General features: G+C 59.1%; 24 protein-coding genes and 1 pseudogene. 12 read left to right on the top strand and 13 right to left on the bottom strand.

The features are described from left to right. The first annotated feature begins 45 nt into the window (after nucleotides 1–45). The 7 genes from rpe (at nucleotide 46) to ARC85_RS05420 (ending at nucleotide 7,166) form a co-directional block, all read left to right on the top strand. Nucleotides 46–732 carry a ribulose-phosphate 3-epimerase gene (gene rpe / locus ARC85_RS05450; protein ID WP_011786926.1) on the top strand — a complete coding sequence of 229 codons (687 nt, stop codon included), beginning with the start codon at nucleotides 46–48 and terminating at the stop codon, nucleotides 730–732. Further along, on the top strand, nucleotides 729–1,418 hold the full coding sequence (locus tag ARC85_RS05445) for a phosphoglycolate phosphatase (protein WP_014422790.1): 690 nt from the start codon (nucleotides 729–731) through the stop codon (nucleotides 1,416–1,418). The genes rpe and ARC85_RS05445 overlap by 4 nt, the downstream gene beginning before the upstream one ends. A 236-nt stretch (nucleotides 1,419–1,654) precedes the next feature. After that, nucleotides 1,655–3,142, top strand: coding sequence for an anthranilate synthase component I (gene trpE, locus ARC85_RS05440; protein WP_011786928.1), 1,488 nt, complete (start codon nucleotides 1,655–1,657; stop codon nucleotides 3,140–3,142). Between the two features lie 16 nt (nucleotides 3,143–3,158). Beyond that, on the top strand, nucleotides 3,159–3,737 hold the full coding sequence (locus tag ARC85_RS05435; protein WP_153740216.1) for an aminodeoxychorismate/anthranilate synthase component II: 579 nt from the start codon (nucleotides 3,159–3,161) through the stop codon (nucleotides 3,735–3,737). 18 nt (nucleotides 3,738–3,755) lie between these two features. Then, on the top strand, nucleotides 3,756–4,784 hold the full coding sequence (trpD, locus tag ARC85_RS05430) for an anthranilate phosphoribosyltransferase (protein ID WP_273031208.1): 1,029 nt from the start codon (nucleotides 3,756–3,758) through the stop codon (nucleotides 4,782–4,784). 174 nt (nucleotides 4,785–4,958) lie between these two features. Beyond that, a complete protein-coding gene (trpC, locus tag ARC85_RS05425) occupies nucleotides 4,959–5,771 on the top strand; it encodes an indole-3-glycerol phosphate synthase TrpC (RefSeq protein WP_286714476.1) in 813 nt (270 codons plus the stop codon). Nucleotides 5,772–5,798: 27 nt separating this feature from the next. Continuing rightward, on the top strand, nucleotides 5,799–7,166 hold the full coding sequence (locus tag ARC85_RS05420; protein WP_286714475.1) for an MATE family efflux transporter: 1,368 nt from the start codon (nucleotides 5,799–5,801) through the stop codon (nucleotides 7,164–7,166). Here the strand turns inward: ARC85_RS05420 and ARC85_RS05415 are convergent. The 8 genes from ARC85_RS05415 to ARC85_RS05380 all read right to left on the bottom strand — a co-directional run bounded on the left by ARC85_RS05415 (nucleotide 7,163) and on the right by ARC85_RS05380 (nucleotide 15,294). Next, nucleotides 7,163–7,441: a DUF2218 domain-containing protein gene (locus ARC85_RS05415; RefSeq protein ID WP_286714474.1), complete on the bottom strand. Its 279-nt coding sequence runs from the start codon at nucleotides 7,439–7,441 to the stop codon at nucleotides 7,163–7,165. The genes ARC85_RS05420 and ARC85_RS05415 overlap by 4 nt on opposite strands. A 23-nt stretch (nucleotides 7,442–7,464) precedes the next feature. Further along, nucleotides 7,465–8,250 carry an ABC transporter ATP-binding protein gene (locus ARC85_RS05410; RefSeq protein WP_286714473.1) on the bottom strand — a complete coding sequence of 262 codons (786 nt, stop codon included), beginning with the start codon at nucleotides 8,248–8,250 and terminating at the stop codon, nucleotides 7,465–7,467. Further along, on the bottom strand, nucleotides 8,247–9,344 hold the full coding sequence (locus ARC85_RS05405) for a FecCD family ABC transporter permease (RefSeq protein ID WP_273031192.1): 1,098 nt from the start codon (nucleotides 9,342–9,344) through the stop codon (nucleotides 8,247–8,249). Before ARC85_RS05405 ends, ARC85_RS05410 begins: the two co-directional genes overlap by 4 nt. After that, nucleotides 9,341–10,489 carry a TroA family protein gene (locus tag ARC85_RS05400; protein ID WP_273031190.1) on the bottom strand — a complete coding sequence of 383 codons (1,149 nt, stop codon included), beginning with the start codon at nucleotides 10,487–10,489 and terminating at the stop codon, nucleotides 9,341–9,343. Before ARC85_RS05400 ends, ARC85_RS05405 begins: the two co-directional genes overlap by 4 nt. An 8-nt stretch (nucleotides 10,490–10,497) precedes the next feature. Next, the gene (locus ARC85_RS05395) at nucleotides 10,498–12,471 is read right to left on the bottom strand and encodes a TonB-dependent receptor domain-containing protein (RefSeq protein WP_286714472.1); all 1,974 of its coding nucleotides are present in this window, start codon (nucleotides 12,469–12,471) and stop codon (nucleotides 10,498–10,500) included. 87 nt (nucleotides 12,472–12,558) lie between these two features. Continuing rightward, nucleotides 12,559–13,908, bottom strand: a complete 1,350-nt coding sequence (locus ARC85_RS05390) for a sensor histidine kinase (protein WP_286714471.1) — start codon at nucleotides 13,906–13,908, stop codon at nucleotides 12,559–12,561. Next, a complete protein-coding gene (locus ARC85_RS05385) occupies nucleotides 13,905–14,609 on the bottom strand; it encodes a response regulator transcription factor (RefSeq protein ID WP_286714470.1) in 705 nt (234 codons plus the stop codon). The genes ARC85_RS05390 and ARC85_RS05385 overlap by 4 nt, the downstream gene beginning before the upstream one ends. A gap of 70 nt (nucleotides 14,610–14,679) precedes the next feature. Beyond that, nucleotides 14,680–15,294 (bottom strand): DUF4202 domain-containing protein, encoded by a 615-nt coding sequence (locus tag ARC85_RS05380; protein ID WP_286714469.1) that lies wholly within the window; start codon nucleotides 15,292–15,294, stop codon nucleotides 14,680–14,682. 181 nt (nucleotides 15,295–15,475) lie between these two features. Between ARC85_RS05380 and ARC85_RS19630 the strand changes: the two are divergent. Continuing rightward, a pseudogene (locus ARC85_RS19630) lies at nucleotides 15,476–16,519 on the top strand (GGDEF domain-containing protein). Nucleotides 16,520–16,524: 5 nt separating this feature from the next. Here the strand turns inward: ARC85_RS19630 and ARC85_RS05370 are convergent. The 3 genes from ARC85_RS05370 to ARC85_RS05360 form a co-directional block, all read right to left on the bottom strand. Then, on the bottom strand, nucleotides 16,525–17,142 hold the full coding sequence (locus ARC85_RS05370) for a glutathione S-transferase family protein (RefSeq protein ID WP_286714468.1): 618 nt from the start codon (nucleotides 17,140–17,142) through the stop codon (nucleotides 16,525–16,527). A 77-nt stretch (nucleotides 17,143–17,219) separates the two neighbouring features. Continuing rightward, the gene (locus ARC85_RS05365; RefSeq protein ID WP_286714467.1) at nucleotides 17,220–17,957 is read right to left on the bottom strand and encodes an alpha/beta fold hydrolase; all 738 of its coding nucleotides are present in this window, start codon (nucleotides 17,955–17,957) and stop codon (nucleotides 17,220–17,222) included. A 1-nt stretch (nucleotide 17,958) separates the two neighbouring features. Then, entirely contained in the window at nucleotides 17,959–19,059 is a 1,101-nt protein-coding gene (locus ARC85_RS05360) for a M14 family zinc carboxypeptidase (RefSeq protein WP_286714466.1), read from the bottom strand. 144 nt (nucleotides 19,060–19,203) lie between these two features. Between ARC85_RS05360 and ARC85_RS05355 the strand changes: the two genes are divergently transcribed. Beyond that, nucleotides 19,204–20,037 (top strand): substrate-binding periplasmic protein, encoded by an 834-nt coding sequence (locus ARC85_RS05355; protein WP_286714465.1) that lies wholly within the window; start codon nucleotides 19,204–19,206, stop codon nucleotides 20,035–20,037. Here ARC85_RS05355 and ARC85_RS05350 read toward each other — a convergent pair. Both ARC85_RS05350 and ARC85_RS05345 read right to left on the bottom strand, forming a co-directional pair. Then, a complete protein-coding gene (locus ARC85_RS05350; protein ID WP_286714464.1) occupies nucleotides 20,013–20,990 on the bottom strand; it encodes an META domain-containing protein in 978 nt (325 codons plus the stop codon). The genes ARC85_RS05355 and ARC85_RS05350 overlap by 25 nt on opposite strands. Nucleotides 20,991–21,119: 129 nt before the next feature. Continuing rightward, complete coding sequence (locus ARC85_RS05345; protein ID WP_286714463.1) at nucleotides 21,120–21,557, bottom strand: META domain-containing protein; 438 nt, start codon at nucleotides 21,555–21,557, stop codon at nucleotides 21,120–21,122. A 109-nt stretch (nucleotides 21,558–21,666) separates the two neighbouring features. On the opposite strand from ARC85_RS05345, the gene ARC85_RS05340 reads away from it, so the two are divergent. The 3 genes from ARC85_RS05340 to ARC85_RS05330 all read left to right on the top strand — a co-directional run bounded on the left by ARC85_RS05340 (nucleotide 21,667) and on the right by ARC85_RS05330 (nucleotide 24,421). Next, nucleotides 21,667–22,404: a glutathione S-transferase family protein gene (locus ARC85_RS05340; protein ID WP_286714462.1), complete on the top strand. Its 738-nt coding sequence runs from the start codon at nucleotides 21,667–21,669 to the stop codon at nucleotides 22,402–22,404. 111 nt (nucleotides 22,405–22,515) lie between these two features. Then, nucleotides 22,516–23,502 carry a sterol desaturase family protein gene (locus ARC85_RS05335; protein WP_286714461.1) on the top strand — a complete coding sequence of 329 codons (987 nt, stop codon included), beginning with the start codon at nucleotides 22,516–22,518 and terminating at the stop codon, nucleotides 23,500–23,502. After that, nucleotides 23,468–24,421, top strand: coding sequence for an alpha/beta hydrolase (locus ARC85_RS05330; RefSeq protein ID WP_286714460.1), 954 nt, complete (start codon nucleotides 23,468–23,470; stop codon nucleotides 24,419–24,421). Before ARC85_RS05335 ends, ARC85_RS05330 begins: the two co-directional genes overlap by 35 nt. Nucleotides 24,422–24,429 lie beyond the last annotated feature (8 nt).

Raw genomic sequence — 24,429 nt, 5'->3', positions numbered from 1 at the left:
AGGGTTGCCCAGAGGCCGATAATTCACTACACCGAGAGAGCCCCGATGAATCCATATCTGATTGCCCCATCCATCCTCTCCGCCGATTTCGCCCGCCTGGGAGAAGAAGTCGATAACGTTCTGGCTGCTGGTGCCGACGTGGTGCACTTCGATGTGATGGACAATCATTATGTCCCCAATCTCACCATCGGGCCCATGGTGTGCGAGGCCCTGCGCAAGCACGGCGTTACCGCCCCCATCGACGTGCACCTGATGGTGTCTCCGGTGGATGACCTGATCCGCATGTTTATTGACGCCGGCGCCAGCTACATCACCTTCCACCCGGAGGCCAGCAACCACATCGACCGTTCCCTGCAACTGATCCGCGACGGCGGCTGCAAGGCCGGGCTGGTGTTTAACCCCGCCACCCCGCTGAGCTACATGGACTACGTCATGGACAAGCTCGACATGGTGCTGCTGATGTCAGTGAACCCGGGCTTCGGTGGCCAGAAGTTTATCCCCGGCACCCTCGACAAGCTCAAGGAAGCCCGCAAGAAGATTGATGCCAGCAACTACAACATTCGCCTGGAAATCGATGGTGGCGTGAAAACCGACAACATCCGGGAAATTGCCGAGGCCGGCGCCGACACCTTTGTGGCCGGCTCTGCCATATTCAACACTCCGGATTACAAGGCCACCATCGATGCCATGCGAGAGGAACTTGAGCAGGCCCGCAAGGTGATCGGCGGATGAGCCTGAAAGGCCTGTTCAACGCCCGCTGGCCGGGAGTCGCCCTGTTTGATCTGGACGGCACGCTGGTAGACAGCGCACCGGATCTGGCCGCCGCCGTGGATCAGATGCTGGAGCACCTGGGGCGTAGCCCGGCAGGCCTGGACAAGGTGCGCACCTGGGTTGGCAACGGCGCCCAGGTTCTGGTGCGCCGGGCCCTGGCCGGAAAAACCGATTGGGAACCCGCCACCGCTAAAGATGAGGCGCTGTTCAACGACGCCCTGACCATTTTCTATCACGCCTACGGCCAGCTGAATGGCCGGCATTCCGAGGTATTTCCCGGCGTCCATGACTGTCTGGACCACCTGAGGCAACTGGGCTGCCGGATGGCCGTGGTCACTAACAAACCTGACCAGTTTGTTCAGCCCCTGCTGGAAAAAACCGGTCTGGATCAGTGGTTCGACCTCTCGGTCGGTGGCGATACCCTGCCAGTGAAAAAACCGGACCCGGCGCCCTTGCTGCACGCCATGGAAAAACTGGGCGGCACACGGGGCACCACGGTGATGGTCGGGGACTCGAAGGCAGACGTCAATGCAGCCCTGGCAGCAGGCATCCCCTGCGTCGCCGTCAGGTATGGCTATAACTTTGGCGGCTCCGTTGACAGTCTCGGTGCAGATGCTGTTGTTGATTCGCTGGCCGAGCTTTTGTAATCTCGCAAGGACGTTTTATTTTGAACACATCAATTCGGGAGATTCCTGCCGTGCAGGGACTGAATCTGACTGCAGCGCGAGGCATCCTGACAACCCGCGCAACACGATGGTGGCGATGGCGCACCGGCTGAGCAAGCCCCGGGGCTGATGGCGCATGCCTGCTTGCCCGCACCACCGGTCACAGCGGTGTAACACCGTTCTGACAAAACGCAGATCAGATTTCAGGAAACCGAACCATGACACCCGAGCAATTCCACGAGCTCGCTGAAGCCGGCTATAACCGTATCCCTGTGTACCGCGAAGTTCTGGCGGATCTCGACACTCCCCTCAGCACCTATCTGAAACTGGCCAGCGGCCCATACTCCTACCTGTTTGAATCGGTACAGGGTGGCGAGAAATGGGGTCGCTATTCAATCATTGGCTTACCCAGCCAGGAAGTTCTGAAAGTCTTCGACCACCGCATCGAAGTCAGCCGCAACGGCGAAGTGGTCGAACAGGCAGAGGTCGATGACCCTCTGGCTTTCGTGGACGACTACCAGAAGCGATTTAACGCCCCGGACCTGCCCGAACTGCCCCGGTTCAACGGTGGCCTGGTGGGCTATTTCGGCTACGACACCGTGCGCTACATCGAAAAGCGCCTGCGCAACAGCTGCCCGCCCGACCAGATCGGCACGCCGGATATTCTGTTGATGGTGTCCAATGAAATCGTGGTGTTCGACAACCTGCGCGGCAAGTTGCATCTGATTGTGCACGTGGACCCGTCTATTGAAGGCGCCTACGAAGCGGCGCAACGCCGCATCGACGAGCTGGAAAGCCAACTGCACCGCCAGACCGCCAACGCCCCCCGCACGCCGGAACATCTACGCGGCAAGGTGGTGGACGAGAGCGACTTTATTTCCGGCTTTACCCAGGACAGATTCGAAGCGGCGGTGGACAAGATCAAAGGCTACGTGCTGGATGGCGATGTCATGCAAACCGTCATTTCCCAGCGCATGTCGATTCCTTTCGAGGCACCACCCCTGAACCTCTACCGTTCGCTGCGCGTGCTCAACCCGTCACCGTATATGTACTTCCTGGATCTGGAAGACTTCCACATTGTCGGCTCATCTCCGGAAATCCTGGCGCGTGTGGAAGATGAGGAAGTCACCGTCCGGCCCATCGCCGGCACCCGCAAGCGTGGTGCCACCGATGCCGAGGACAAAGCCCTGGAAAAGGAACTCTTGGCCGACCCGAAAGAGATCGCCGAGCACCTGATGTTGATCGACCTGGGCCGCAACGACGCCGGCCGGGTGTCGGAAACCGGCACAGTGAAGCTGACCGACAAGATGATCGTGGAGCGCTATTCCCACGTCATGCACATTGTCTCTAACGTGACCGGTCGACTGAAAGAAAACACCAGCTGCCTGGACGTGCTACGTGCCACCCTGCCCGCCGGCACCCTGAGTGGCGCGCCGAAGATCCGCGCCATGGAAATCATCGACGAACTGGAACCGGTGAAGCGTGGCGTATACGGCGGCGCCGTAGGCTACCTGTCGTTCAACGGCAACATGGACACCGCCATCGCCATCCGCACCGCGGTCATCAAGGACAATACTCTGCACATCCAGGCCGGCGCCGGCGTAGTGGCAGACTCCATTCCCCGCCTCGAATGGAAAGAAACCATGAACAAGGGCCGCGCAATTTTCCGTGCCGTGGCCATGACCTACAACGACTACGACCATTGAGGCGGAGGAACAGATTATGTTGCTGATGATCGATAACTACGATTCCTTCACCTACAACGTGGTGCAGTACCTGGCTGAGCTGGGTGCCGACGTACAGGTATACCGGAACGACGAAATCACCATTGAACAAATCGAAGCTCTGAACCCCGAGCGACTGGTGATTTCCCCGGGGCCCTGCACGCCCAACGAGGCGGGGATCTCCATGGACGCCATTCGTCATTTCGCCGGCAAACTGCCTATCCTGGGTATCTGCCTGGGCCACCAGTCCATCGGCCAGGTATACGGCGGCGACGTCATCCGGGCAGGCAAGGTAATGCATGGCAAAGTGTCAGCGGTATATCACAATGATGCAGGTGTGTTTCGCGGCCTGAACAACCCCTTGCAGGCTACCCGTTACCACAGCCTGGTGATCGACAAGAACACCCTGCCCGATTGCCTGGAAGTGACCGCCTGGACCCGCAACGACGACGGCTCCGTTGAAGAAATCATGGGCGTACGCCACAAGACCCTGCCCATCGAAGGCGTGCAGTTCCACCCCGAGTCGATCATGACCGAACAGGGCCATGAACTGCTGCGCAACTTCCTGAGAACATAACAAGAGGCCGACGACCCCATGGACATGAAACAAGCACTGAACCGCATCGCCTCCAACCTGGACCTGTCCCGGGACGAAATGAAGGATGTGATGCGTATTGTGATGAACGGCGAAGCCACCGACGCCCAGATCGGTGCCTTCCTGATGGGCCTGCGCCTGAAGAGCGAAACCATCGACGAAATCACCGGCGCCACCGAAGTGATGCGTGAACTGGCCACCAAGGTCAGCATCAACGCCAGCCCGCTGGTGGATATCGTCGGCACCGGGGGCGATGGTGCCAATCTGTTCAACGTCTCCTCGGCCTCTTCCTTTGTGGTGGCCGCAGCCGGCGGCTTCGTCGCCAAGCACGGCAACCGGGGCGTATCGTCCAAGAGCGGCAGCGCCGACCTGATCGAGAAGGCCGGCATCAACCTGGACATGAAGCCGGAGGAAGTGGCCCGCTGTGTCGAGCAGATCGGCGTCGGCTTCATGTTTGCCCCGGCCCACCACGGCGCCATGAAACACGCCATCGGTCCGCGCCGGGAGCTGGGTTGCCGGACGATCTTTAATATTCTTGGCCCGATGACCAATCCGGCCGGCGTCACCCGCCAGCTTATCGGCGTGTTCACCAGGGAACTGTGCCGCCCGATGGCAGAAGTCATGCAGCGCCTGGGCGCAGAACACATCATGGTGGTCTGCTCGAAGGATGGCCTGGATGAAATCAGTCTGGCCACGGTCACTCATGTTGCCGAACTGAAAGATGGCGAAATCACCGAATACGACCTGACGCCGGAAGACCTGGGCATCAAGAGCCAGTCGCTGGTGGGCCTGACGGTGAATTCCTCCGACGAATCCCTGAAGCTGATCAAGGCCGCTTTCGGCCGCAACCACGACGAGACAACCGAAAAAGCCCGCGACATGATCGCGCTGAACGCCGGCGCGGCCATCTATGTCGCCGGCCTGGCCAAGACCGCCAAAGAAGGCGTCGACATGGCACTGGATGCCATGGGTTCCGGTTTGGCGGCTGGCAAGATGTCGGAGCTGGCTGATTTTTCTCAGTGTTTCTAAGGGCCACTAACTCCGGAAGGCCCTGACCAAGTTTGAAGAGCCGGTGGTGGGGGCCTTTCCAAAACTGTCTGTAGCCATGGATGGCTACAGTCAAGCCCTACAGGGACGTACTTGTGGGCGTGTTTTGGAAAGGCCCCCATCATCGGCTCCAGCACCCAATTCAGCAGGCACGAGATGACTGAACGACATTTGGATAAGACTCCCACCATCCTGCGTAAAATCGTTGATCGGAAATGGGAGGAAATTGATGAACGTAAGCCCAAGGTTTCGATTGCAGACCTGAAAGCCATGGCCAGCGATCAAGCTCCAGCGCGTGGATTCGCCAATGCCCTGCGCACCCGCATCGAAGCTCAGCGGCCAGCGGTCATTGCCGAGATCAAGAAGGCGTCACCCAGCAAAGGCATCCTGCGAGATCCCTTTGAACCGGAACGCATCGCCGAAAGCTACGAACAAGGCGGTGCGGCTTGCTTGTCAGTGCTCACCGACCAAGATTTCTTCCAGGGCCACGAAGACTACCTGAAAGCCGCCCGCGCGGCCTGCAGCCTGCCGGTGATCCGCAAGGACTTCATGGTGGCGCCCTATCAGGTGTATGAAAGCCGGGCCATTGGCGCCGACTGCATTCTGCTGATTGCCGCCTGCCTGACCAAAGACCAGATGCAGGAACTGGAGGGCATCGCCCATGAGATTGGCCTGGATGTGCTGGTGGAGGTGCATGATGGCGAGGAATTGGACGATGCGCTTACCCTGAGCACGCCGCTGGTAGGCATCAACAACCGCAATCTGCACAACTTTGAGGTGTCGCTGGACACCACCTTTGAACTGCACCACCGGATTGCCGAAAACCGACTGACCATTACCGAGAGCGGGATCATGACCCGTTCAGATGTTGAGGCCATGACCAGCCGGGGCATATACGGGTTTCTGGTGGGTGAGTCGTTCATGCGCGCGCCAGATCCGGGTGAGAAACTGCAGGAGCTGTTTGGCTGATTCACAGGATAAACGGGTGAGGAAAGTATGGACGCAGAGACCGGCAAGGATTCCGACAACCCGATACTGACCGGCCCCTTCTGGCCGGTTTTCTTCCGCTATGCCCTGCCTTCCGTAGCGGGGTTGCTGGCACTGACCACCGCCAACATCGTTGACGGCATTTTCATTGGCAACTTCGCCGGCGCAGATGCCCTGGCGGCTCTGAACCTGCTGATTCCCTGGTTTACCCTGCTATTCGGCATGGCGCTCGCCCTGGCCATTGGTGGTACCGTTCGGGCTGGCCGCTATCTGGGCGAAGGCAGGACCGACGCCGCATCTGCCATCTTCAGCAAGTGTCTGATGGCTACTCTGGCCCTGGCTCTGACCGGAGCACTGGCGGGGCTGTTGTTCCATGATGCGATCTATCGTGTGCTCGGCGCCTCCCCGGACATTTACCCGCTGATGTCCGAGTATTTTCTGGTGATCATCTGGGTGCTGGTGGCCCAGCTGGTCACCATGGTGTTGTATTACTTCGTGCGAGTAGACGGCTTCCCTGGGCTGGCAACCACGGCTCTGGTAACAGGAGCCGCCGCCAATATCCTGCTGGACGCCCTGCTGGTGGGCTACCTGGATTACGGTTTGCGCGGCGCCGCCATCGCCACCGGCCTGGCCCAGGTGCTGCAGTTCGCGGTTCTGGCCTGTTACTTTCTCAAGCCGGAACGCAAGCTTCACTTCCAGCTTCAGCAAAAACACTGGCAGGAGATTCCCCAGGCGTTCGCCAATGGCGTTTCGGAGTGGATCAACGAACTCTCCGTGGGGCTGGTTATGCTGTTGATCAACTGGCTGTTGATGACCACTCAGGGCGTGGCGGGGGTAGCCGCCTTTACCGTGGTGAACTATCTGATCTTCCTGAGCCTGATGGTGTTCTATGGCATTTCAGACGCCATGCACGTGCTGATCAGCCACAACCTCGGGGCCGGCAATGCCGAACGTATCCGGCGCTTCATGGGCTGCGGGGCCACCGTCATTCTGAGCCTGGCACTGACGCTGGTGGTCACGGTGTGGCTGTTTGGAAATCAGGTGGTCCGCCTGTTTCTGGACACCACGGCAGACCCGGCCACCGCGGCCCTGGCAGACCGTTTTCTGACCATCCTGTGGCCGTTATTCCTGGTCAACGGTATTAACGTACTGCTGTCGGTTTACCTGACCGCCATGCACAAACCCATCCCCTCCGTCCTGGTGGCCTTTTCCCGAAGCCTGATTCTTCCTGCGCTGTTACTGATAGGTATTGCCCAGTTCGCGCCACAGTGGCCGCTACTCGTGGCACTGCCCCTTGCTGAATGGCTCACGTTCGGGCTGGCCGTGGCGCTGTTTTTGCGTTTTCGTCCGACAAAACTGATCCCGTCGTCCGTCTAACTCCAATGAACCTCATCCACCTCATCGCCGGCAAAGCGAATGAGGTGGGAAGCCACCACCTGGCCCAACTCCTCCAGCTCCGTTCCGGTGGGTGACTGACAGCGCATCAGCAGCTCCCGGTTTGCGGCTTCGAGCCGGCATTCACCGATGGAGAAAGCCAGCCTGCCGTCGGTTGCGGTCCACTCAGCCTCAATCTTGTGGCGAAAGTGTTTGCAAAGGCGATTGATCAGGCGACCGGGATCGGTGGTGGCGACTCGGGCATTCATGGTTGGCATTGCAGACTCCTTACCTCAATGGGTCAGTTAACACTGGCAGATAGCGGACGATCCGCCAGCACAATGGGATGTCCCCGGGAGCATCGTTCGATGCGGGCCTCGATACCATAAGTTCGGGCCAACAGCTCCGGCGTCAGTACCTGTGCCGGTGTGCCCAGCACGGCCTGGCCGCCGGGAGACAACACCAGAACCTGGTCGCAATAGCGCAGGGTCAGATTGAGATCATGGCTGGCCACCAGGGCAATCGAGCCGGTCCGGCTGGTGGCGTCACGCACCGCGTTGAGCACGTTGAGCTGCCAGTGCAGGTCCAGGGCGCTGGTGGGCTCATCCAGCAGCATCAATGGCGTCTGGCGTACCAGTACCTGAGCCAGCCCTACCATCTGGCGCTGACCACCAGACATTTCCGACAGTCGCCGAAGCGCCAGTTGCCGGATACCCAGGGTGTCGAAAATCTCTTCGATCGCCAGCTCGGTCTCTTCCCGGGACCAGTCGCCGCGAGCAGAGCGGCAGGCGCTGAACACAGTTTCGTAGGCCACCAGGGGAATGGCCTGGGGCAGTGGTTGCGGCAGGTAGCCGACACGACGAATGCGCTGGTGGGCAGTAATCGCCGCCAGATTCTCCCCGGCAAAGGTCATGGTGCCGGCAATCGGCAGCAGACCGGCGATGGATTTCAGCAGCGTGGACTTACCCACAGCATTAGGGCCAACCACGGCCACCAGGGAGCCTGCGGGTATCTCCGGCAGGGTAAGTCCGGTGAAGACGGATCGGTTCCGGTAGCCGGCGGTCACGGATTGCAGCTTCAGGGTCACAACGCGGCCCTCCTGCTGCGGCCAATGATCAGGGTGATGAACAGCGGGATACCTACCAGGGCGGTCACAATACCCACCGGCAATACCACCCCCGGCACCAGCAGCTTGCTGGCGATGGATGACAACGACAGCAGAACGGCCCCGGCCAGGGCGCTGCCCGGCAACAGAAAGCGATGATCTTCACCCAGCATCAAACGGGCGATGTGGGGCGCCACCAGGCCGATAAACCCGATTTCCCCAACGAAACACATGGCCGCCGCGGTCAACAGGCTGACCCGCATCAGCACCACCAGGCGCATGCGCTCCACCCGGATACCCAGACTGCGGGCCTGCTCCTCACCACTGCGCAACAGGGTCATGGCCCAGGCATTACGAAGGGAAAACGGCAGGCACAGCGCAAGCACCAGGGCGACAATGGCCACTTTGTCCAGACTGGCCCGAGCCAGGCTACCCATGGTCCAGAAAACAATCTGCTGAACCGACTCGGCGTCGGCCATGAACTGGATCAGGCCCACCACTGCGTTGATGCCGAATAACAGGGCAATACCAAACAGCACCACCGCATGCACCGAGGCCCCCAGAGTGCGTGACAATACCAGAATCAGCAGCGAGGCGGCCGCGGCGAACACAAAGGCAGATAGAGGCAACAGCACATGAGCCGCCAGCCCCAATACCGAGATATTGAAGGCAATCACCAGGGACGCCCCCAGGGTGGCAGCCGCACCGACGCCCAGGGTAAACGGGCTGGCCAGCGGATTATTCAGTACCGTCTGCATCTCCGCCCCGGCAAGGCCAAGGCAAGCGCCGACCACCACCGCCATCAACGCGTAGGGCAGTCGGATATCCTCAATGATCACGCGGGTGCCGGCATCGATACCCTCAGGGTTGAGTAGTCCTCTGAACACATCCAGCAATCCCAACATCGACGGCCCGCTGGCAATATCCACCAGCAGTGCCGTCATCGCCGCGAGGGTCAACCCTCCCAGGCATAACACCCGGCGCCAGACAAAACGCCGATAGTCATCGGCCAGCGAGGACACCCTGGTGGTAGACGATTTCAGCCCAGCATCTTGCCTATACTGCACTGGCGTCATTTCTGGGCCTCCCCGGCTGTCACCCAATAGACTCCGTCGAGCGGCACTGGCTGGAAACGCCGGTAGAATTCCGCCAGGGTCGCGTTCGGGTTCAGCTCGCCAAACGCCTCCGGGTGAAACCACCGGGCCAGAGCCTGGACCGCCACCACGTTCATGGGCGTATTGTAGAAGTGGTGCCAGATGGCCATGGCCCGACCCTCTCGGATGGGTTTAACCGCCCGCAGTCCCGGGCGGTCGGTGGCCCGGACAAGCGATGCCCTGGCCATCTGCTCATCAATACCGGCCCCGAGCATCACGTAAGCATTGTCGGTATCGGACGCCTGATACCGTCGGGAGCCAATGGCCGTGGCTACGTAGCGCTGGGGCGGCTCACTGATCAGGTATTCCAGATTGAGTACACCACTGACCCCGGGAACCCGGCCTTGGGCCACATTCCTGCCGCCGGCAGCCTTGATGAAGTGCCCCATCATGCCCTCCACCATGGTCTCACAGCAGCTGTCATGCCGGCCCAGACGACTGTGCAGGAACACGCTGGGCCAGTCGCCTCGCGGAATATCTTCCACTACGTCGGTGACCCGGGCGAGCTGTTGCTGGTAGAACCGGTTGAAGACCTCGGCCTCATCCTGACGCCCGAGAATCTCACCCAGAACAGCCATGCTCCTGGGGGTATTGACCAGCGGGTCCTGGCGAAAATCAACAAACACCACCGCCACGCCCGCTCGCTGCAGGCTGTCAATCAGCGCCCGGTTATGGGCACCGGGGCCGTGGCCCTCAAGACTGAAAATGGCCAGGTCTGCCTCCATGGCCAACACACTTTCCAGACTGAAACTGTCAGCCGAGGTATGCCCCACCCGAGGAATATCCGCGAGCGAGGGAAACGCTTTCAGATACTGGGCATAGCCCCCCGGATCCGTCATTTCGAAATCCGGCAACAGCCCGGCAAGGCGATCCGGCAGCTGCTCCCCTTCCAGTATGGCAAGGGCCGGAATGTAGCGACTCTCGCCCAGTATCACTCGCTCGACACTCTCGGGCACCTCTACCGTCCGCCCCGCCAGATCGGTAACCGTGTCCGCCGCCAGGGAGAGCTCAGCCAGTAAACAGAAAACGCCGCCCATCAGGGCGGCTGTGATTTGGTAACGCAACATCACGGACCTCAGAACCGCATGGCCAGGCCAACACGGATGTCCCGCCCCGGCTCCGGCATGCCAACGATTCCCTCATAGTCCTCAATGTGCTGGTAATCCGCATTGCTGGCATGATCCAGGTACTGCTTGTCGCCGACGTTCTTGATGGTCAGGCTCAGGCGCAGATCCTCATTGCCGGTGGGCAGCCAGTGCAGAAACAGGTCGTGCACGCCGTATCCAGGCTTGTCGATGCTGCCAACCGAGGTGTCCAGATTATCGATACCCTGAACAAAACGGCCCTGCCAGCCAAACTCCAGGTTTCGATCCCAGCGGTACGCCAGGTCCGCAATCCAGGTATCTCCCATGGTGTTACCCAGCAGATTGTGCTCGTACACCGTCAACGGCTGGCCATCCACTTCGGCATCGTTACTGTGGAAGCTCAGTCCGGCGGAAAGTGCCTGCCATTGGTAACCGGCCGAGATCAGATAGCCGTCAGACTCGAGATCACCGATGTTCTTGTAGATGGATTCCCGGAACGGCAGCAACGGATCAGCAATGGCGTCCTTGATTTCAGAACGGTACACCTCGGCCGACAGTCGGAAGTTGTCGTAGCGGTAATCAAAACCGACTTCAGTATTCCGGGCTTTTTCACCTTCCAGATCCGGATCGTTTTCAGAGCCTTCCAGCTTGAACGAATCCTGAGTGGTTGGCCCGCGAAAGGCCTCGGCATAACCAGCTTTCAGGGTGAGGCCGTCCACCACTTCCCAGGCCAGGTTGGCATTCGGGCTGACCTCGTCTTCACTGAAGCGCTGGTCGTTGTTGTCCTTGAGCCGGTAGTCGTCATAACGGGCACCGGCACTGAACAACAGGCGGCTGGTGAGCCATAGATCGCCCTGCAGGTACACACCCAGTACTTCACCGGTCTGTTGTTCGGCTCTTTTATCCTCCTGATACCCGGCGTTCACCTTGTCCTCCCGATAATCGACACCGTAGGTCAGGCTGTGCTCGCCAAAACGACTGGTGTTGCGAAGGTCGCCGCCGATGTTCCGGCTAAACCCGAAATAACGCCCCCAGCGATCCTCAACGTTCTGCTCGATGTCTGACTCGGTGTGGTAAACGGTTGCCTCAAGATCTACCAGGGCATTGCCTGCGGGTGCGTATCCGTAATTCAGGGTGGTGGTGTCCCGGCGGCCATCCAGGTCGTAAAGGCGATTGAAACCACTGACAATCAATTGTGGGCGCTGGGGCCGCTCCCCCTCATCGGTGCGCACCTCGTGACTGAGCTTCAGGGTCTGATCAGCCGGCAACTGGCCCACCAGTTTGGCAAAACCAAGCTGCTGACGGGCATCACTGCCGGCAATACGGTCGCCACTGCCATCCTTGAAGGGCTCGTGGTCACTCTGGCTGACAGACACCAGGGTACTCCAGTTATCGCTCAGCCGGCCAAAGGCGGTACCACTGGCTTTGTAGCCATCGGTATTGGAGAAAGAACCGAATTTAACCAGGGCCCCGGCGTTTTCGCCTGGCCGCAACATGTCTTCGGGATCCTTGGTGACAAAGCGGATTGAGCCACCCAGAGCGCCAGCCCCGTCAGTGGCCCGGCCAGCCCCGGCATTGACTTCAACCTGCTTGAGCAACTCCGGCTCCACCGACAGTCGACCGGAGTGATGGAACAGTGCCCCAGCCTGGGTGGCGCCATCCACGGATACGTTCAAAAGCGGGTCTTCAAAGCCTCGGACATAAACTTTCTGGGCGATGCTGTTGGACCCACCAACGCTTACGTCTGGCTGGCCCGCAAAGACGTCTTCCAGATCGTCCGCCTGGAAACGCTCTATGGTCTCTGCATCGACCACAGTATCGGCGTCCACCTCACGGTCTGCCGTTACCTGAATGGGATCCAGAGACACCGGCTGTGCATGAGCCAGAGGTGCTGCCATCAGTGCCAGCCAGAGGGTGTTGCGACGAAAGCGCCGGGGTTGTTTCATCGGTGAGGAATTTGCCATCACGACCGCACTCCATTATGCAAATGATTCGTATTTGGAGTGCATTCTCGATAACTTGTGTCGCGAAGTGAACCAGTTTTACATTTGTTACATCCGGACTGCAGGCAACCACAAATGCATCGCCAGACCACCGTTCCCCGCAAGATTACAGGCCCGGATTCGCCCCCCTATGGCATCCAGATGCCGGCTTGCCAGCGCTAACCCCAGGCCATGGCCAGACGGCACACTTTCCCGGATCCGTGTGGCACGGAAAAACGGCCGGAAGATCGCCTCCAGTTGCTCGGCCGGAACACCCGGCCCGTCGTCCTCCACCGACAGCCGGTATCCACCGGCTTCCTCCTGCAGCCGTATCATTACCGTGCCACCGGCCGGCGTATACTTGCAGGCATTACGGACCACATTTTCAATGGCCTGTGCCAACGCCCGATGACTGGTACCCCGAATCTCCGCCTGTTCCGGAAGCTCGGTCCTGATATGATGCTCCGGGTACTCGTAGCGGGCGTCTTCCGCAATGGTATCCACCAGATCGGTCAGATCCAGATCCTCCTGGTTGAGCTCCGGCTGCTCGTTCTCCAGCCAGGCCAGGGTCAGGGTGTCCTCCACCAGGGCGCGCATCAGATCGCACTCCCGCCGTATCCGGGGCAGGAAATGCTGGGTATCGATCCCTTCCTCTACGCAACTGATGGCCATATCAATCCGGGTCAGGGGCGTTCGCAGCTCATGGGAGAGATCGGAGATCAACCGGCGCTGGGACTGGATCAGATCGCCGATCCGCTCAGCCATCCGGTCAAAGGTCTCTGCCAGCGCGGTCAGCTCGTCGTTCCTGTTACCCAGCAGGGCCCGGGCCCGGGCTCCCAGATTGCCCTCGCTGAACTGGCGGGTTGCCAGTTCCAGCTGGCGAACAGGATTCATCAGGTGCCGGTAGATCACCAGGCACAATGCCAGCAGTACCGTCAGTGGCAGGGCAGCTTTCAGGAACAGCCGGGCCTCCGGCAGGTAAGCGCCCGGCCGCATACGCTGAGGCAGGGTAATCAGGAAATGGGTATGACCATCAGTGAAAGTAAGATCCATGATCGGGTTTTCGGTGAAATACAGATGGATCTTCCATTCCACGTTGCGCCCAAGCCGAAAACCCTCCTGAAACTGTGATGACAGTTCACTGCCAGCCAGCGGCTGTATCTCGGACTGAACCACCGCGGCCCAGGTGTTTTCCTCACGTTGCAGTTGCTCCAGCCAGCGGGCAAGGGCCTGTTCGTCACCGGCCAGATACAGACGCTCTGCTGTGTGCCCCCAGTCTTTCAGGGTCTCCTGATGCTTGCGGGCAATAAAACTCATCTGCTGTTCAGTAGTGGCCCCCAGAAAGGAAATAACCCAGAACAACACCAGGGTTCCCAGCGCCAGGGTGCCTGACAGCTTCCACCACAAACGACGATTCACTGGAAGCAATACCCCTTGCCGTGCACCGTCTGGAGACGATCGCCGGCAACACCAGCCTCCACCAGCTTGCGACGCACCCGGCTCAGGTGCATATCGAGGCTTCGGTCGTAGCGACTGAATTCTTTCTCCAGAACCACTTGATAGAGATAGGGTTTGCTCAACGCTTCGCTCTGATGCAACACCAGAATCCAGAGCAGGCGAAACTGGATCGGAGTCAGGGCGACCGGATCCCCCTGAACGCTGACGGTCATGGCGTGGCGGTCAAGCTTCAGCTCACCAGCAGACAGTGTTGCAGGGTCTGCACGTTGATCGGTTTCGCCCAGGGTGCGCCGCAGCAACGCCTCGATTCGCAGCAGCAATTCGGTGAAACTGAAAGGCTTTGGCACATAGTCATCGGCCCCCTGCTGATACCCCATAATGCGCTCTTGCTCGGCACCACAGGCGGTCAGCATCATGACCGGGGTCTGGCGGGTTTTACGGAGCTTCTCCAGGAATTCGAAGCCGTTCATGCGCGGCAGCAGCACATCCAGAAGAATCAGGTCCAGCCGCTGCCCCATGGCGGTAACCAGTGCCTGATCACCCTCATAGCGCTGCACCACGTGATAGCCCCGGGAGGCCAGTAATCCGGACAGCTGATCACTGAGGGATTGGTCGTCTTCGACAATCAGAATCTTCGGGTTTCGGTTGGCCAGCGTTGCCATGGTTTGCCATCCATTGCCAAATGATAATGCATATCATATGCAACGGATGACGATAGCTCAAGTGCAGGATTTACTCAGCGGGTGCGGCAAGCGCTTCCTGCAGCAAAGCCAACAGATGGGCGGGCATGCCCTCGGCCAGCTTCAGGGCAGCACTGTGGCCACGGGGCGTCATTTTGGCCCAGGTCCGGCGCACAATGCGCAGCCATTTTTCTTTGTCGTAATCCGGATTGTCTTCAAAGAACTGCGCAAAATAGCGCTCCAGAAACACCATACACGCCACGTCTTCCAGCAACTGGGTATCTTCGTCTTCCCGCAGTTTACGCTTGGTCAGAGTGGTTTCGACCCGCTCGCACTCGGCTTGTGGATAGCCGCACTTCGCCATGATCTCAGCCGCCCGGCGGCCATGCATTCGGCCGCACGCCTGTCGCCACTGATAGTAATTCTTGCGACCCTCACCATAGTCACTCCGAGGCATGGTCCAGCGCTCGATATGCTGGGCACGACAGGCAATCTGCATGCGTTCGGAAGGTTCCGGCTCCAGTTCAAATAGCCAGCGGGTCATGTGCAGGCTATAGGCGTATTCCCTGGGCATGGATTTACCAGCTATGTCCTCACGGTTGGGATCCTGCTGGTTTGCCTGGTCGATGGCGTTTAGTGCTTTTTCGAGTCTGTCCTGTTGTGTCATTACACTTCCTTTATACCGCCCCAAAAGAGGTAAGCCTTTTACCTTATTGTTCTCCGGGCGACCATAGAGAACAATTACACTGAATAGTGACTCAAACTATGTCAGAGATTAGCCCTTGGACGCAGCAAAAAACTCAATTCCTCAGAAGTGGCAACCCGCTTTTGAAATCTACAAAGAGCGTATGGAGTCTGGCCTCCAATATGGTGGCGCCTTGCTGCTCCTCGTTACCGTGTCTCTCTACCACGTCTCTCATACGTACTTTCATGTCCATCAGGCGAATCTCGGAACCACCGAATTGCTGCTACGCCTGCCCTTGATCGGCGCTGCGCTTCTGGCTCTGATCGCACACTGGACCGGACATCCGCGCTGGCCGGCTCGGTATTTCCTGAGGTTGATGGGCATCACTCTGAGCGGTCTGGCACTCGCTCTGCTGTACCTATTCACACTCTACGAGCCCATCATGGTAACCCAGGTATCAGATGCCATGACAATCGCCTTTTTTGGTGCCACCGTGATGGCCCTGCGCAGCTTCCGAGAATGGATACTGATCGTGCTGATTCCGGTATCGGTGTTCTGGTTGGCCGCCATTATAAAGGGGCTGCCCCTGGTTACACTGGTTGCCGTGTTCATCGGCCCGGCGCTGATCATGTTTGTCACCTGCATGCTGATGGCGTTTGTGCGTAAAGTCGCCGTAGACGGCTTTATCTCCAGAGAAAAACTGCATGAGATCGCAACCACCGACCCGCTGACCGGATTGCTGAACCGTCGGGCGTTCATGCCACTGGTGCGCCAGGAATATGCCAGAGCGACACGCTCCGATAGCGTATTCAGCGTAATCCTTGCGGATCTCGACAAGTTCAAGAAGGTGAACGATACCTGAGGCCACGAGGCCGGAGATCTTGTTTTGCTGGAGACGGCGACAAGGCTCGGAAGCTGTTTGCGCCAGCAGGATGCCCTGTGCCGCTGGGGCGGCGAGGAATTTCTGATTCTATTGCCTGACACCGATGCTGAGGGCGCGATGATTGTAGCCGAGAAGTGTCGGAGGCAAATGGCCGACCGTGCCATAGACATCCACGGTGTTGACCACACTCAGACTCTCAGCCTTGGCGCGGCGGAGCACCGTACCAGCGAGGGAATTGATCCGCTGATTATCCGGGCAGACGAGGCACTGTATTGGGCAAAGGAGCACGGTAGGAACCGGGCACATCTGTCCGGTTCCAATTGAGGCCTTCAGGCCTGCGCCGAAGGCCGGGCCTTGATCCGGTCGAACCAGGCCTGCAGGTGTTCCTGCTCCGGTTTGATGCGGATATTGACCACCCGGGCAAAGGCTACGGTGGTGAAAGCGTTGATGTCGGCGGCGGTGAACCGGTCACAGCACAGGTATTCCTTGCCCTCGAGCTGCTTGTTCAGGAAATGCATGAATTTCTCGACGCCCTGGCCGCACTCCTCCCCCCACTCCTTGATGGGATTCATCCGGTCCTTGAAATAACCTGTGGTGTGCTGAAAACACATGCCGGTGGGCATCATGAAATAGAATTCGATCCAACGTAGCCACTGCTCCACCTGGGCTTTTTCCAATGGCGATTCCCCCAACAGGTTGGACGTGTCCGGATAGTTTTCCTCAAAGTAACGGCAGATGGCCATGGTCTCGGCAATGCAGGTGCCGTCGTCCAGTTCCAGCACCGGCACTTTCTTCATCGGATTGCGGGCAACAAATTCGGGGCTCAGGTTCTCCCCTTTTTCAATATCCACCTGCACCAGTTCAACCTGGTCCAGCAAGCCTTTCTCGGCCAGGAACATGCGCACTCGACGCGGATTGGGGGCGGTTCGGGTTTCGAAGAGTTTCATCTTGTTATTGGCTCCGTTCACTCGTTGAATTGACGCCAATGAGCGTGACCGCAAAAAACAGTTGCGTCAAGCAACCGCTATTGACCAGGCAACCAATGTTCCATCTGCTGGATGATCCATCCGGGTTCATCCAGCGGCAGGTCATGCCCGGCATCCGGATGCAGCCGGAGCGTCCAGCACCAGCGCCGTTCCAGTTCGGCGCTGCAATGCCAGTGCACAATGCGGTCACCCTTACTGGCAAGCAGCAGGGCATCTGCCATAGGCCGCTCGGGCAAGGGCTGAAACCGGGCCGCCGCCTGCAACTGATTGAACGCCGTCCGATAGCTGACCGGGCGCTGGCGCTGGATGCTGTACCAGGCTTTGCACAGAGACAGTGGGATCTCTCGATTGGACGTCAGGCGCAGAATATCCCGCTCCCGGTGGAACAGCTCACGACGGGCCAGCAGCTGAGTGACGCGCGGCCAGGCCAGCGGGCGCATGCGTTTCCAGAACGGGCTGAAACCGGAACTGGTGTTGACCAGAACCAGGTGCTGCAACTCCCCGGGTTCCGCATGCTGAGCCCAGTCCAGGGCCACCATGCCGCCCATTGACAGAGCCAGCAGGCTGAAGGGCCTGGGTATGTGATTCACCTGTTCACAGACGCGCCGTCGGATCTCAGGGATGGAGTCGGGTGAATCCTCGCGGAACAGCGTGCCGGTTCCCGGCAGATCGACGGTGTAAAACCGGTGTTCAGGAAAGGCCGAGCGAAGCTGTGCCGGAAAATGGCCCCAGTGGCCCTGCTCCCGAGTCAGACCTCTCAGAAGGATCCAGTGCATGTCATCGGCTATCCCTGTACCAGTGCATAATGGCAGCTTCCCTCAGCATGGACTCTTCCTCCGGCCCGGGCAACCAGTTCTTATAACTGGCGGCGGCGTTCAGCAGAAAATCGATCCACGGCATATGACTGCGCAACACGCGTCGGTGTCGGTGCGGAACCAGTGGATTGAAGAACCCCTCCAGCCGGAACAGCTGGCGCGGTCGTTTCCGAATCCAGCGCCAGGATCCCATTTCCAGGGTGAGCGGCAGGAAAACACCGTCGCTGGTTCGGTTAACCTGTTTGTAAAAGTAATCCCAGAGATCACCATGGGTCAGGTAATGGGCAGATTGCGGCTCAAACCGGTACGTGTGATTGGGGTAGGCCTGCTCCCAGATCAGTTTGAGCGCCATGACCGAGCCGATACGGCGCATGGGCCGGCGGCGGTAGGCGTAGGGAAACCAGATCTGATCCTGCCAGCCAAAGCCGGAATGACAATCCAGCGCCAGACTGAACGGACGGCCCGGCAGCAGCTCCCGGATCACCGACTCGAGGGCCAGGTTCTCGGCTTCCATCCCCTGTTCGGGATCACCGGTATACCAGGGCAAGCGTGGTGAAAGCCGCTGCCCTCCCAACAGGAAGGCACTGCGATCCTGGGCCGTGATCGGCGCATTACGCATCAGATCAACCCCGTTCGGATTGCTGCGCTGGTTCAGGTACATGCCGCCCGGGTTCAGCATGGGCAAGAGCGTGATGTGCACCCGTTCCAGCAGCGCCTGCACGCTGTCGTCCCAGGCCATCCGGGCGAGGAACGAGGCCAGCCAGGCCATCACCACCTGCGTACCAATACGTTCCAGCCCGTGGACACCGCCAATCAGCACGACAACGGGCGCATCCTGACGCTCGGTACCCAAATCGACCCGATAAACCGGCAGCTCCAGGTCCCGAACGTTCACACGGGACAGGACAGAACTGGAGACACCCTCTGGCGCCTCCGCCAGCAGCCGCTCCAGCTGGATCAGCTCCGGCAGGAAAGTGCGAAGCCTTCGTTTCTGGCCTTTGTCCCGGCGGGCTTGCTCAGTAGGTATCACAGCGTGGGGCGTCAATGCTTTCAGTTCGGTCATTTCGGGCTCTCTGGCAACAGCTCCGGACAGTGTGCGCCACGAATGCTTCAGTCCGTTGACAGCACCGAACCTGACATTGCAAATAGTTTGCAAGGGTATACTATGAAAATGCACCTTCGCAGATTACCGTGACCTAGCCCGCTCATGCCCAGAACTTTGCTGATCATCCTGGCCCTGTTGATGGCCGCCTGCTCACCCGATGAGGCTACAGAATCAGGACGGTATGAAGCCAAGGAAAACGCCACACGTCAGCAACCTGCTCCCACCCCTGATCAACACCGGATCATTCTCGCCGCCGACCCCTGGTGCCCCCATAACTGCCGGGCCGGAGCACCGAAAGAAGGCTATATGGTGGATATTGCGCGGGAAATTTTTGCCGAATCCGGCTTTGAACTTGAGTACAGAAACTACGGCTGGGCCCGTTCCGTGAGTTTGGCCCGGGAGAACCGGATTGATGGCGTCATCGGCGCCCTGAAAGGAGACGCCCCGGACTTTGTCTTTCCGGAGAGACCCATGGGCACTGCCCGTATCGGCTTGTACACCCATCCGGAGAGTCAGTGGCAATACCAGGGGCTGGGGTCGCTTAACGGCAAAACCCTGCTGGTGATCAACGGTTACTCCTACTCTCCGGAGCTGGATCGTTATATTGCAGACTATGCCGATGATCCCGAAAGAGTCTGGGTCATTTCCGGAGCAGCACCCCTGGGGCGAGCCCTCAGACTACTGGCACAGGAACGCACGGATACCTTCGCCGAAGACCAGGCGGTCATGAACTGGTTTTTGCGGGAGCATTCAGGATATAACACCCCAAGACTGGCCGGTATCGCCCATCAGGCTCCCGTCTACATTGCCTTCGCAGCCGGGAATCCAAGGGCGGAAGAACTGGCCAGGCTACTGGATGCGGGCCTGGCCAGACTGGCTGAAACTGGCCGTTTGAACGCGACCAAGGCGTCCTACGGGCTCTCCACCTCAGACTGAAAAGCCTTGATGGTATCGCCAGCGGGTGTTTGCAGCAGCAATTCACCATGCCGGCCAATCCGGCCATCCGTTACCTGTCCCAGCAGCTCCAGGAATCGCCTTTCCTGGTTCATCAGCGCTGGCGCACAAGCCATCATGGTGGTGGCCTGCGGACTAAATGACAGCCCTTCTCCGGTCAGGTTATAACTTCCCATATAACGATTACAGGAGGCCCGACCCGCGACCCGGTTATCCGCCAGGAACCTCAGGGTCATCCTGGAGCGGTCAATAATGCCGGTACCGCCAAGGTCTTCCACCACCCATTCGGCCCCCCTGAACAGGCGCTGACGATCCCCGCCACAGCCCTCGAACGTCTCATCGCCGAGTGTCAAACGAACCTGAGCCGGATACTGAGCGCCGGCCATCTGGTCTTCACACAGCTGGTGGGCGATCCGCACTTCCACCCGCTCATCACCCAACGTGGCCTCATAGCCGCGGCCATGACGATTGGCAAGAATCTCGTTCAGGCGGATATCTTCGGTGACTTGCTGATCGTAGGGGCGGGTCAGCCGCATCTGGCCATTCTCGATGAGAACAGACCAGAAAGGTTCCGTGCCTATCCCACGAAACGAGGACTCAATGGCTCCCGGTTCCAGACACTCGGGAAGCGTCTCGCCACGCAGGCTCAGCGTTGCCCGCTCCCCCTTGCTCCAGAACCGGGTATCCGGGTCGCCGGGCGCTACAAACAAAGCGCCTGAGGCACTCTCGGCCGGCTTGAGCAGAACCCGGCGATTCAGGTACTCCAGCCCTACCAGTTCGCCATCTCCGGAGCTGGTGACTGTAACTTCCAGCTGGCCACACTGATACCTGCCAAATTCCGACAACCCGGTCTTTGTCGGGCTGGATGAACAGGCACTCATCAGCGTGCCAGCAAGAACCACGACAGACAGCGATACACCTTGTCGCAAAAACATGAACACATCCTCTGTTGTTCCAGACTACAAGTCGCCATTGTAGAGATTCCGCCCTGGATTCACCACGATCGACGCAAACCGCTGAGGCAGAAGCGTATCTGTGTCACGTCATCGCCAAGGCGACCACAACTACTCCTGTTCAGCGGCTGGCGAGGCCAGGATGGTAACGCCCTGCCCGGTCTCAAGCACCAGACGGCCATCAGCGGCGAACTGATACCCGTGAACGTCGCCCAGCAGTTTCAGAAACCGGTTTTCCTGCTGCATCTGGGTCTCCGGGCAGGCCATTCGCGTCGCGGCCATCTGGGAAAACACCAGCTCTTTGCCCTGAACATGCCAGCCACCGTTGTAACGGTTGCAGGACGATGAGCCAAACACCCGCCCTTCGTCGGTGAACCCGATGGTAACCTCACTACCCTCAAGCACCGGCTCTCCATCAATCTCTTCTACCAACCACTGGCTACCAGCCAGTGATCCGGGTTCTCCACTCTCTTTCTCCGCATTGAGGGAGCAACCCCAGAGCGACCCCGTAATCAACAGCATCGCCATGACATTCTTTGCAAGACTCATATAACCCCCTGATACATAGTGAGATAACCGTTGCATTCTACGCCTGCAGTCTTGGGAATTCGCCTACAGAAAGGTTAATCTTGGGTCACCAGACATCCGGAGCAATACCATGGCGATCAAACTCTATCAGTTCTGCATTTCGCACTACTGCGAAAAGGTGCGTTGGGCCCTGGATTACAAGGGCATCAACTATCAGACCGTCAACCTGCTCCCGGGCCAGCATGTCAACACCATACGCAAACTGACCGGAGCGGAATCGTCTGTGCCGGTTCTCGAGCACGACGGCCAGATCATCCAGGGATCCGGGCAGATCCTGGATTACCTCGACAAGGTCTTTCCGGATAGGCCCTTGATGCCGGAGGATCCAGACCTTCAGGCCAGGGTTCTTGAATGGGAACAGAAGCTGGACGAACAGGCCGGCCCCGCGCTGCGCACCTGGGTGTATCATTATTTTCTGCAGCGTCCGAAAGTAGTGGTACCCATGCTGGCAGCGGGCACACCGTTCTACAACCGCATCCTGCTCAGCCTGGCCTTCAGCCGGGTTGATGAGATCATGCGCAAGTGGATGAAGATCAACCAGAAAACCGCCGATACCTCACAGGCAACCCTGGAGGCTCTGGTTACAGAACTGGCCGAGATCTATCAGCAACGTCGGTTCCTGGTCGGCGATCAGTTCACCCACGCCGATCTCACTGCCTGTTCACTGCTGGCGCCGTTGTTCCAGCCGCCCGAGTACCCCGTGCCCTGGCCAAAGCCGGCCAAGATCCCAAAGCCCGTGCAGGCCTGGCTATCCGAACGGCAGGCTGCCATCGAGCCCATCGCAGCAGTTTACCGCCAGAACCGGTGACATTTGCCAGGCGATGGCGGAATAGGCCAGAAACCCTGGCGCAATAGGACATCGCCTTTAACCGGTGCTGTGAGATGATGACTCTCTACAAGAATAATTCGGGGAGCAGCCATGGTGGTGATGGACATGATGCGGGCGGTGCTGGAAGACAGCGGGCTGATCAGCCTCTGGCAGGCCCTGGCCCCCTGGCTGGCTCTTGACGAACGACAGCTGATTTTCGTCATCGCCACCCCCGTGTTCATTGCCGTTACCTTGTGGGAATACCTGAAGATACGGCATGACCCACGGTTGATGAACTTGCCGGAGGCTATTCGCAACTTCGCCCTCGGTGCCGGCTACCAGGTTACGGAGCTACTTTTTGCCGGCCTGATCGCCTTTCCCGTCTACGCGCTCTGCTATCACTATCGCCTGCTGGAACTGGAGCTGAACTGGGCGACCGGATTTCTGACCTTTCTCGGCGTGGATTTCTGTTTCTACTGGATGCACCGGGCCAGCCACCGCATGCGCTGGTTCTGGGCCGCCCATGTGGTCCATCATTCGTCCGAACGCATGAATTTCTCCACCGCCATGCGCCAGAATGCCACCAACATTTTCAACGGCATGTGGATTTTCTATCTGCCCATGGCGCTGATCGGATTCAACCCGGTGTGGATCGGCATCGCCTATGCCTTCTCTCTGGTGTACCAGTTTTTCGTGCACACCACCCTGGTGGGGCGCCTGCCGGCCTGGATCGAGTACCTTTTCAACACCCCCAGCCACCACCGTGTTCACCATGGTCGCAACCCGGAATACATCGACCGCAACTACGGTGGCACACTGATTATCTGGGATCGCCTGTTCGGAACCTTTGTCCCTGAGAGCGCCGGCAACCCACCGGAATACGGAATTACCCGGCAGATTCATTCCAATAATCTGATTGTGCTCTGGACCCACGAATATGTGGACATGTTCCGCGACATGGCACGCCCCGGCAGCTTATTGTCCCGTCTTCAGCATTTATGGAACCCGCCGGAGTGGCAGCGCCCGGCACCTCAGAACAACAACAAGGATGTGGGCCGAGACCATGACCGAACACCCTCTGACGCTGAATACCCCTGATGGCCACACCATTGTCGGACGGCAATATCTGCCGGCACAGCCCGTAGCCGTTCTGGTGATCAGCCATGGTATGGCTGAACACGCTGATCGCTATCAAGAGCTGGCTCGCTGGCTCGGAGCTCACAACATTCTTGTCATCACCTATCACCACCGGGGTCATGGCCCCCACTGCCCGGCTGAACACCAGGGGCATTATGCAGACCAGGACGGATGGCAACGGGTGGTGGGCGATCTGGCGCAAGTGGTAGAGACCGCCCGCAAGCAGCATCCAGGCCTGCCGGTGAATCTGCTCGGCCACAGCATGGGTTCGTTCATCGCTCAGAGCTATGCCCAGCAATATGGCGACCGTATCAACACCCTGATCCTCAGTGCCACCAACCGCATCCATCGGCCTCAACTGCTGGCCTCGCGGCTACTGGTTAACCTGATTGCCAGCGTCCGTGGCCGGCGCCACCGCAGCCGGCTGATTGGCAAGATGACCTTCGGCCAGTTTAACCGTGCGTTTCGCCCCAACCGCACCGGCAGCGACTGGTTGAGCCGTGATGTCGAGCAGGTAGATCGCTACGAAGCCGATCCTTCCTGTGGTTTCGATTGCACCGTGGGGCTCTGGCAGGACTTCATTGGCGGTATGCTGAGCATCCGGCCGGCAACCTGGCATCGGGATCTGCCGGTGCACTTGCTGTCCGGCACCGCCGATGCCGTGGGCGAGATGGGGAAAGGCGTGCGCCAGCATTTTCAGACCATCCGGGAGTCAGGCATCGAGCAGGTAACGCTGCGGTTGTTCGACGGCGGGCGCCATGAGATGCTCAATGAAACCAATCGCATGGAAGTGTGGCAATACGTGCTAACCTTATGCCGTATTCAGTCGCCCGCTCGCTCGGAGGCCGGCGACCTGCCACTGGCCCAGTCACTACCATAAGGAATCGC

This window comes from Marinobacter sp. tcs-11 (assembly GCF_002049515.1).
Lineage (GTDB): Bacteria > Pseudomonadota > Gammaproteobacteria > Pseudomonadales > Oleiphilaceae > Marinobacter > Marinobacter nauticus.
Note: the sequence above shows the minus strand (reverse complement) of the source record. Positions and strands in the feature narration are given on the sequence as shown.

Excerpts from the sequence above, each read along its gene's own strand:
- ARC85_RS05445 (WP_014422790.1), top strand. The coding sequence starts at position 729 with ATGAGCCTGAAAGGCCTGTTCAACGCCCGCTGGCCGGGAGTCGCCCTG.
- ARC85_RS05345 (WP_286714463.1), bottom strand. The coding sequence starts at position 21,557 with ATGAGTCTTGCAAAGAATGTCATGGCGATGCTGTTGATTACGGGGTCG.
- ARC85_RS05415 (WP_286714474.1), bottom strand. The coding sequence starts at position 7,441 with ATGCCAACCATGAATGCCCGAGTCGCCACCACCGATCCCGGTCGCCTG.
- ARC85_RS05350 (WP_286714464.1), bottom strand. The coding sequence starts at position 20,990 with ATGTTTTTGCGACAAGGTGTATCGCTGTCTGTCGTGGTTCTTGCTGGC.
- ARC85_RS05400 (WP_273031190.1), bottom strand. The coding sequence starts at position 10,489 with ATGTTGCGTTACCAAATCACAGCCGCCCTGATGGGCGGCGTTTTCTGT.
- ARC85_RS05340 (WP_286714462.1), top strand. The coding sequence starts at position 21,667 with ATGGCGATCAAACTCTATCAGTTCTGCATTTCGCACTACTGCGAAAAG.
- ARC85_RS05435 (WP_153740216.1), top strand. The coding sequence starts at position 3,159 with ATGTTGCTGATGATCGATAACTACGATTCCTTCACCTACAACGTGGTG.
- ARC85_RS05330 (WP_286714460.1), top strand. The coding sequence starts at position 23,468 with ATGACCGAACACCCTCTGACGCTGAATACCCCTGATGGCCACACCATT.
- trpD (WP_273031208.1), top strand. The coding sequence starts at position 3,756 with ATGGACATGAAACAAGCACTGAACCGCATCGCCTCCAACCTGGACCTG.
- ARC85_RS05335 (WP_286714461.1), top strand. The coding sequence starts at position 22,516 with ATGGTGGTGATGGACATGATGCGGGCGGTGCTGGAAGACAGCGGGCTG.
- ARC85_RS05380 (WP_286714469.1), bottom strand. The coding sequence starts at position 15,294 with ATGACACAACAGGACAGACTCGAAAAAGCACTAAACGCCATCGACCAG.
- rpe (WP_011786926.1), top strand. The coding sequence starts at position 46 with ATGAATCCATATCTGATTGCCCCATCCATCCTCTCCGCCGATTTCGCC.
- ARC85_RS05355 (WP_286714465.1), top strand. The coding sequence starts at position 19,204 with ATGCCCAGAACTTTGCTGATCATCCTGGCCCTGTTGATGGCCGCCTGC.
- ARC85_RS05395 (WP_286714472.1), bottom strand. The coding sequence starts at position 12,471 with ATGGCAAATTCCTCACCGATGAAACAACCCCGGCGCTTTCGTCGCAAC.
- ARC85_RS05420 (WP_286714475.1), top strand. The coding sequence starts at position 5,799 with ATGGACGCAGAGACCGGCAAGGATTCCGACAACCCGATACTGACCGGC.
- ARC85_RS05405 (WP_273031192.1), bottom strand. The coding sequence starts at position 9,344 with ATGACGCCAGTGCAGTATAGGCAAGATGCTGGGCTGAAATCGTCTACC.
- ARC85_RS05370 (WP_286714468.1), bottom strand. The coding sequence starts at position 17,142 with ATGAAACTCTTCGAAACCCGAACCGCCCCCAATCCGCGTCGAGTGCGC.
- ARC85_RS05385 (WP_286714470.1), bottom strand. The coding sequence starts at position 14,609 with ATGGCAACGCTGGCCAACCGAAACCCGAAGATTCTGATTGTCGAAGAC.
- ARC85_RS05360 (WP_286714466.1), bottom strand. The coding sequence starts at position 19,059 with ATGACCGAACTGAAAGCATTGACGCCCCACGCTGTGATACCTACTGAG.
- ARC85_RS05365 (WP_286714467.1), bottom strand. The coding sequence starts at position 17,957 with ATGCACTGGATCCTTCTGAGAGGTCTGACTCGGGAGCAGGGCCACTGG.
- trpC (WP_286714476.1), top strand. The coding sequence starts at position 4,959 with ATGACTGAACGACATTTGGATAAGACTCCCACCATCCTGCGTAAAATC.
- trpE (WP_011786928.1), top strand. The coding sequence starts at position 1,655 with ATGACACCCGAGCAATTCCACGAGCTCGCTGAAGCCGGCTATAACCGT.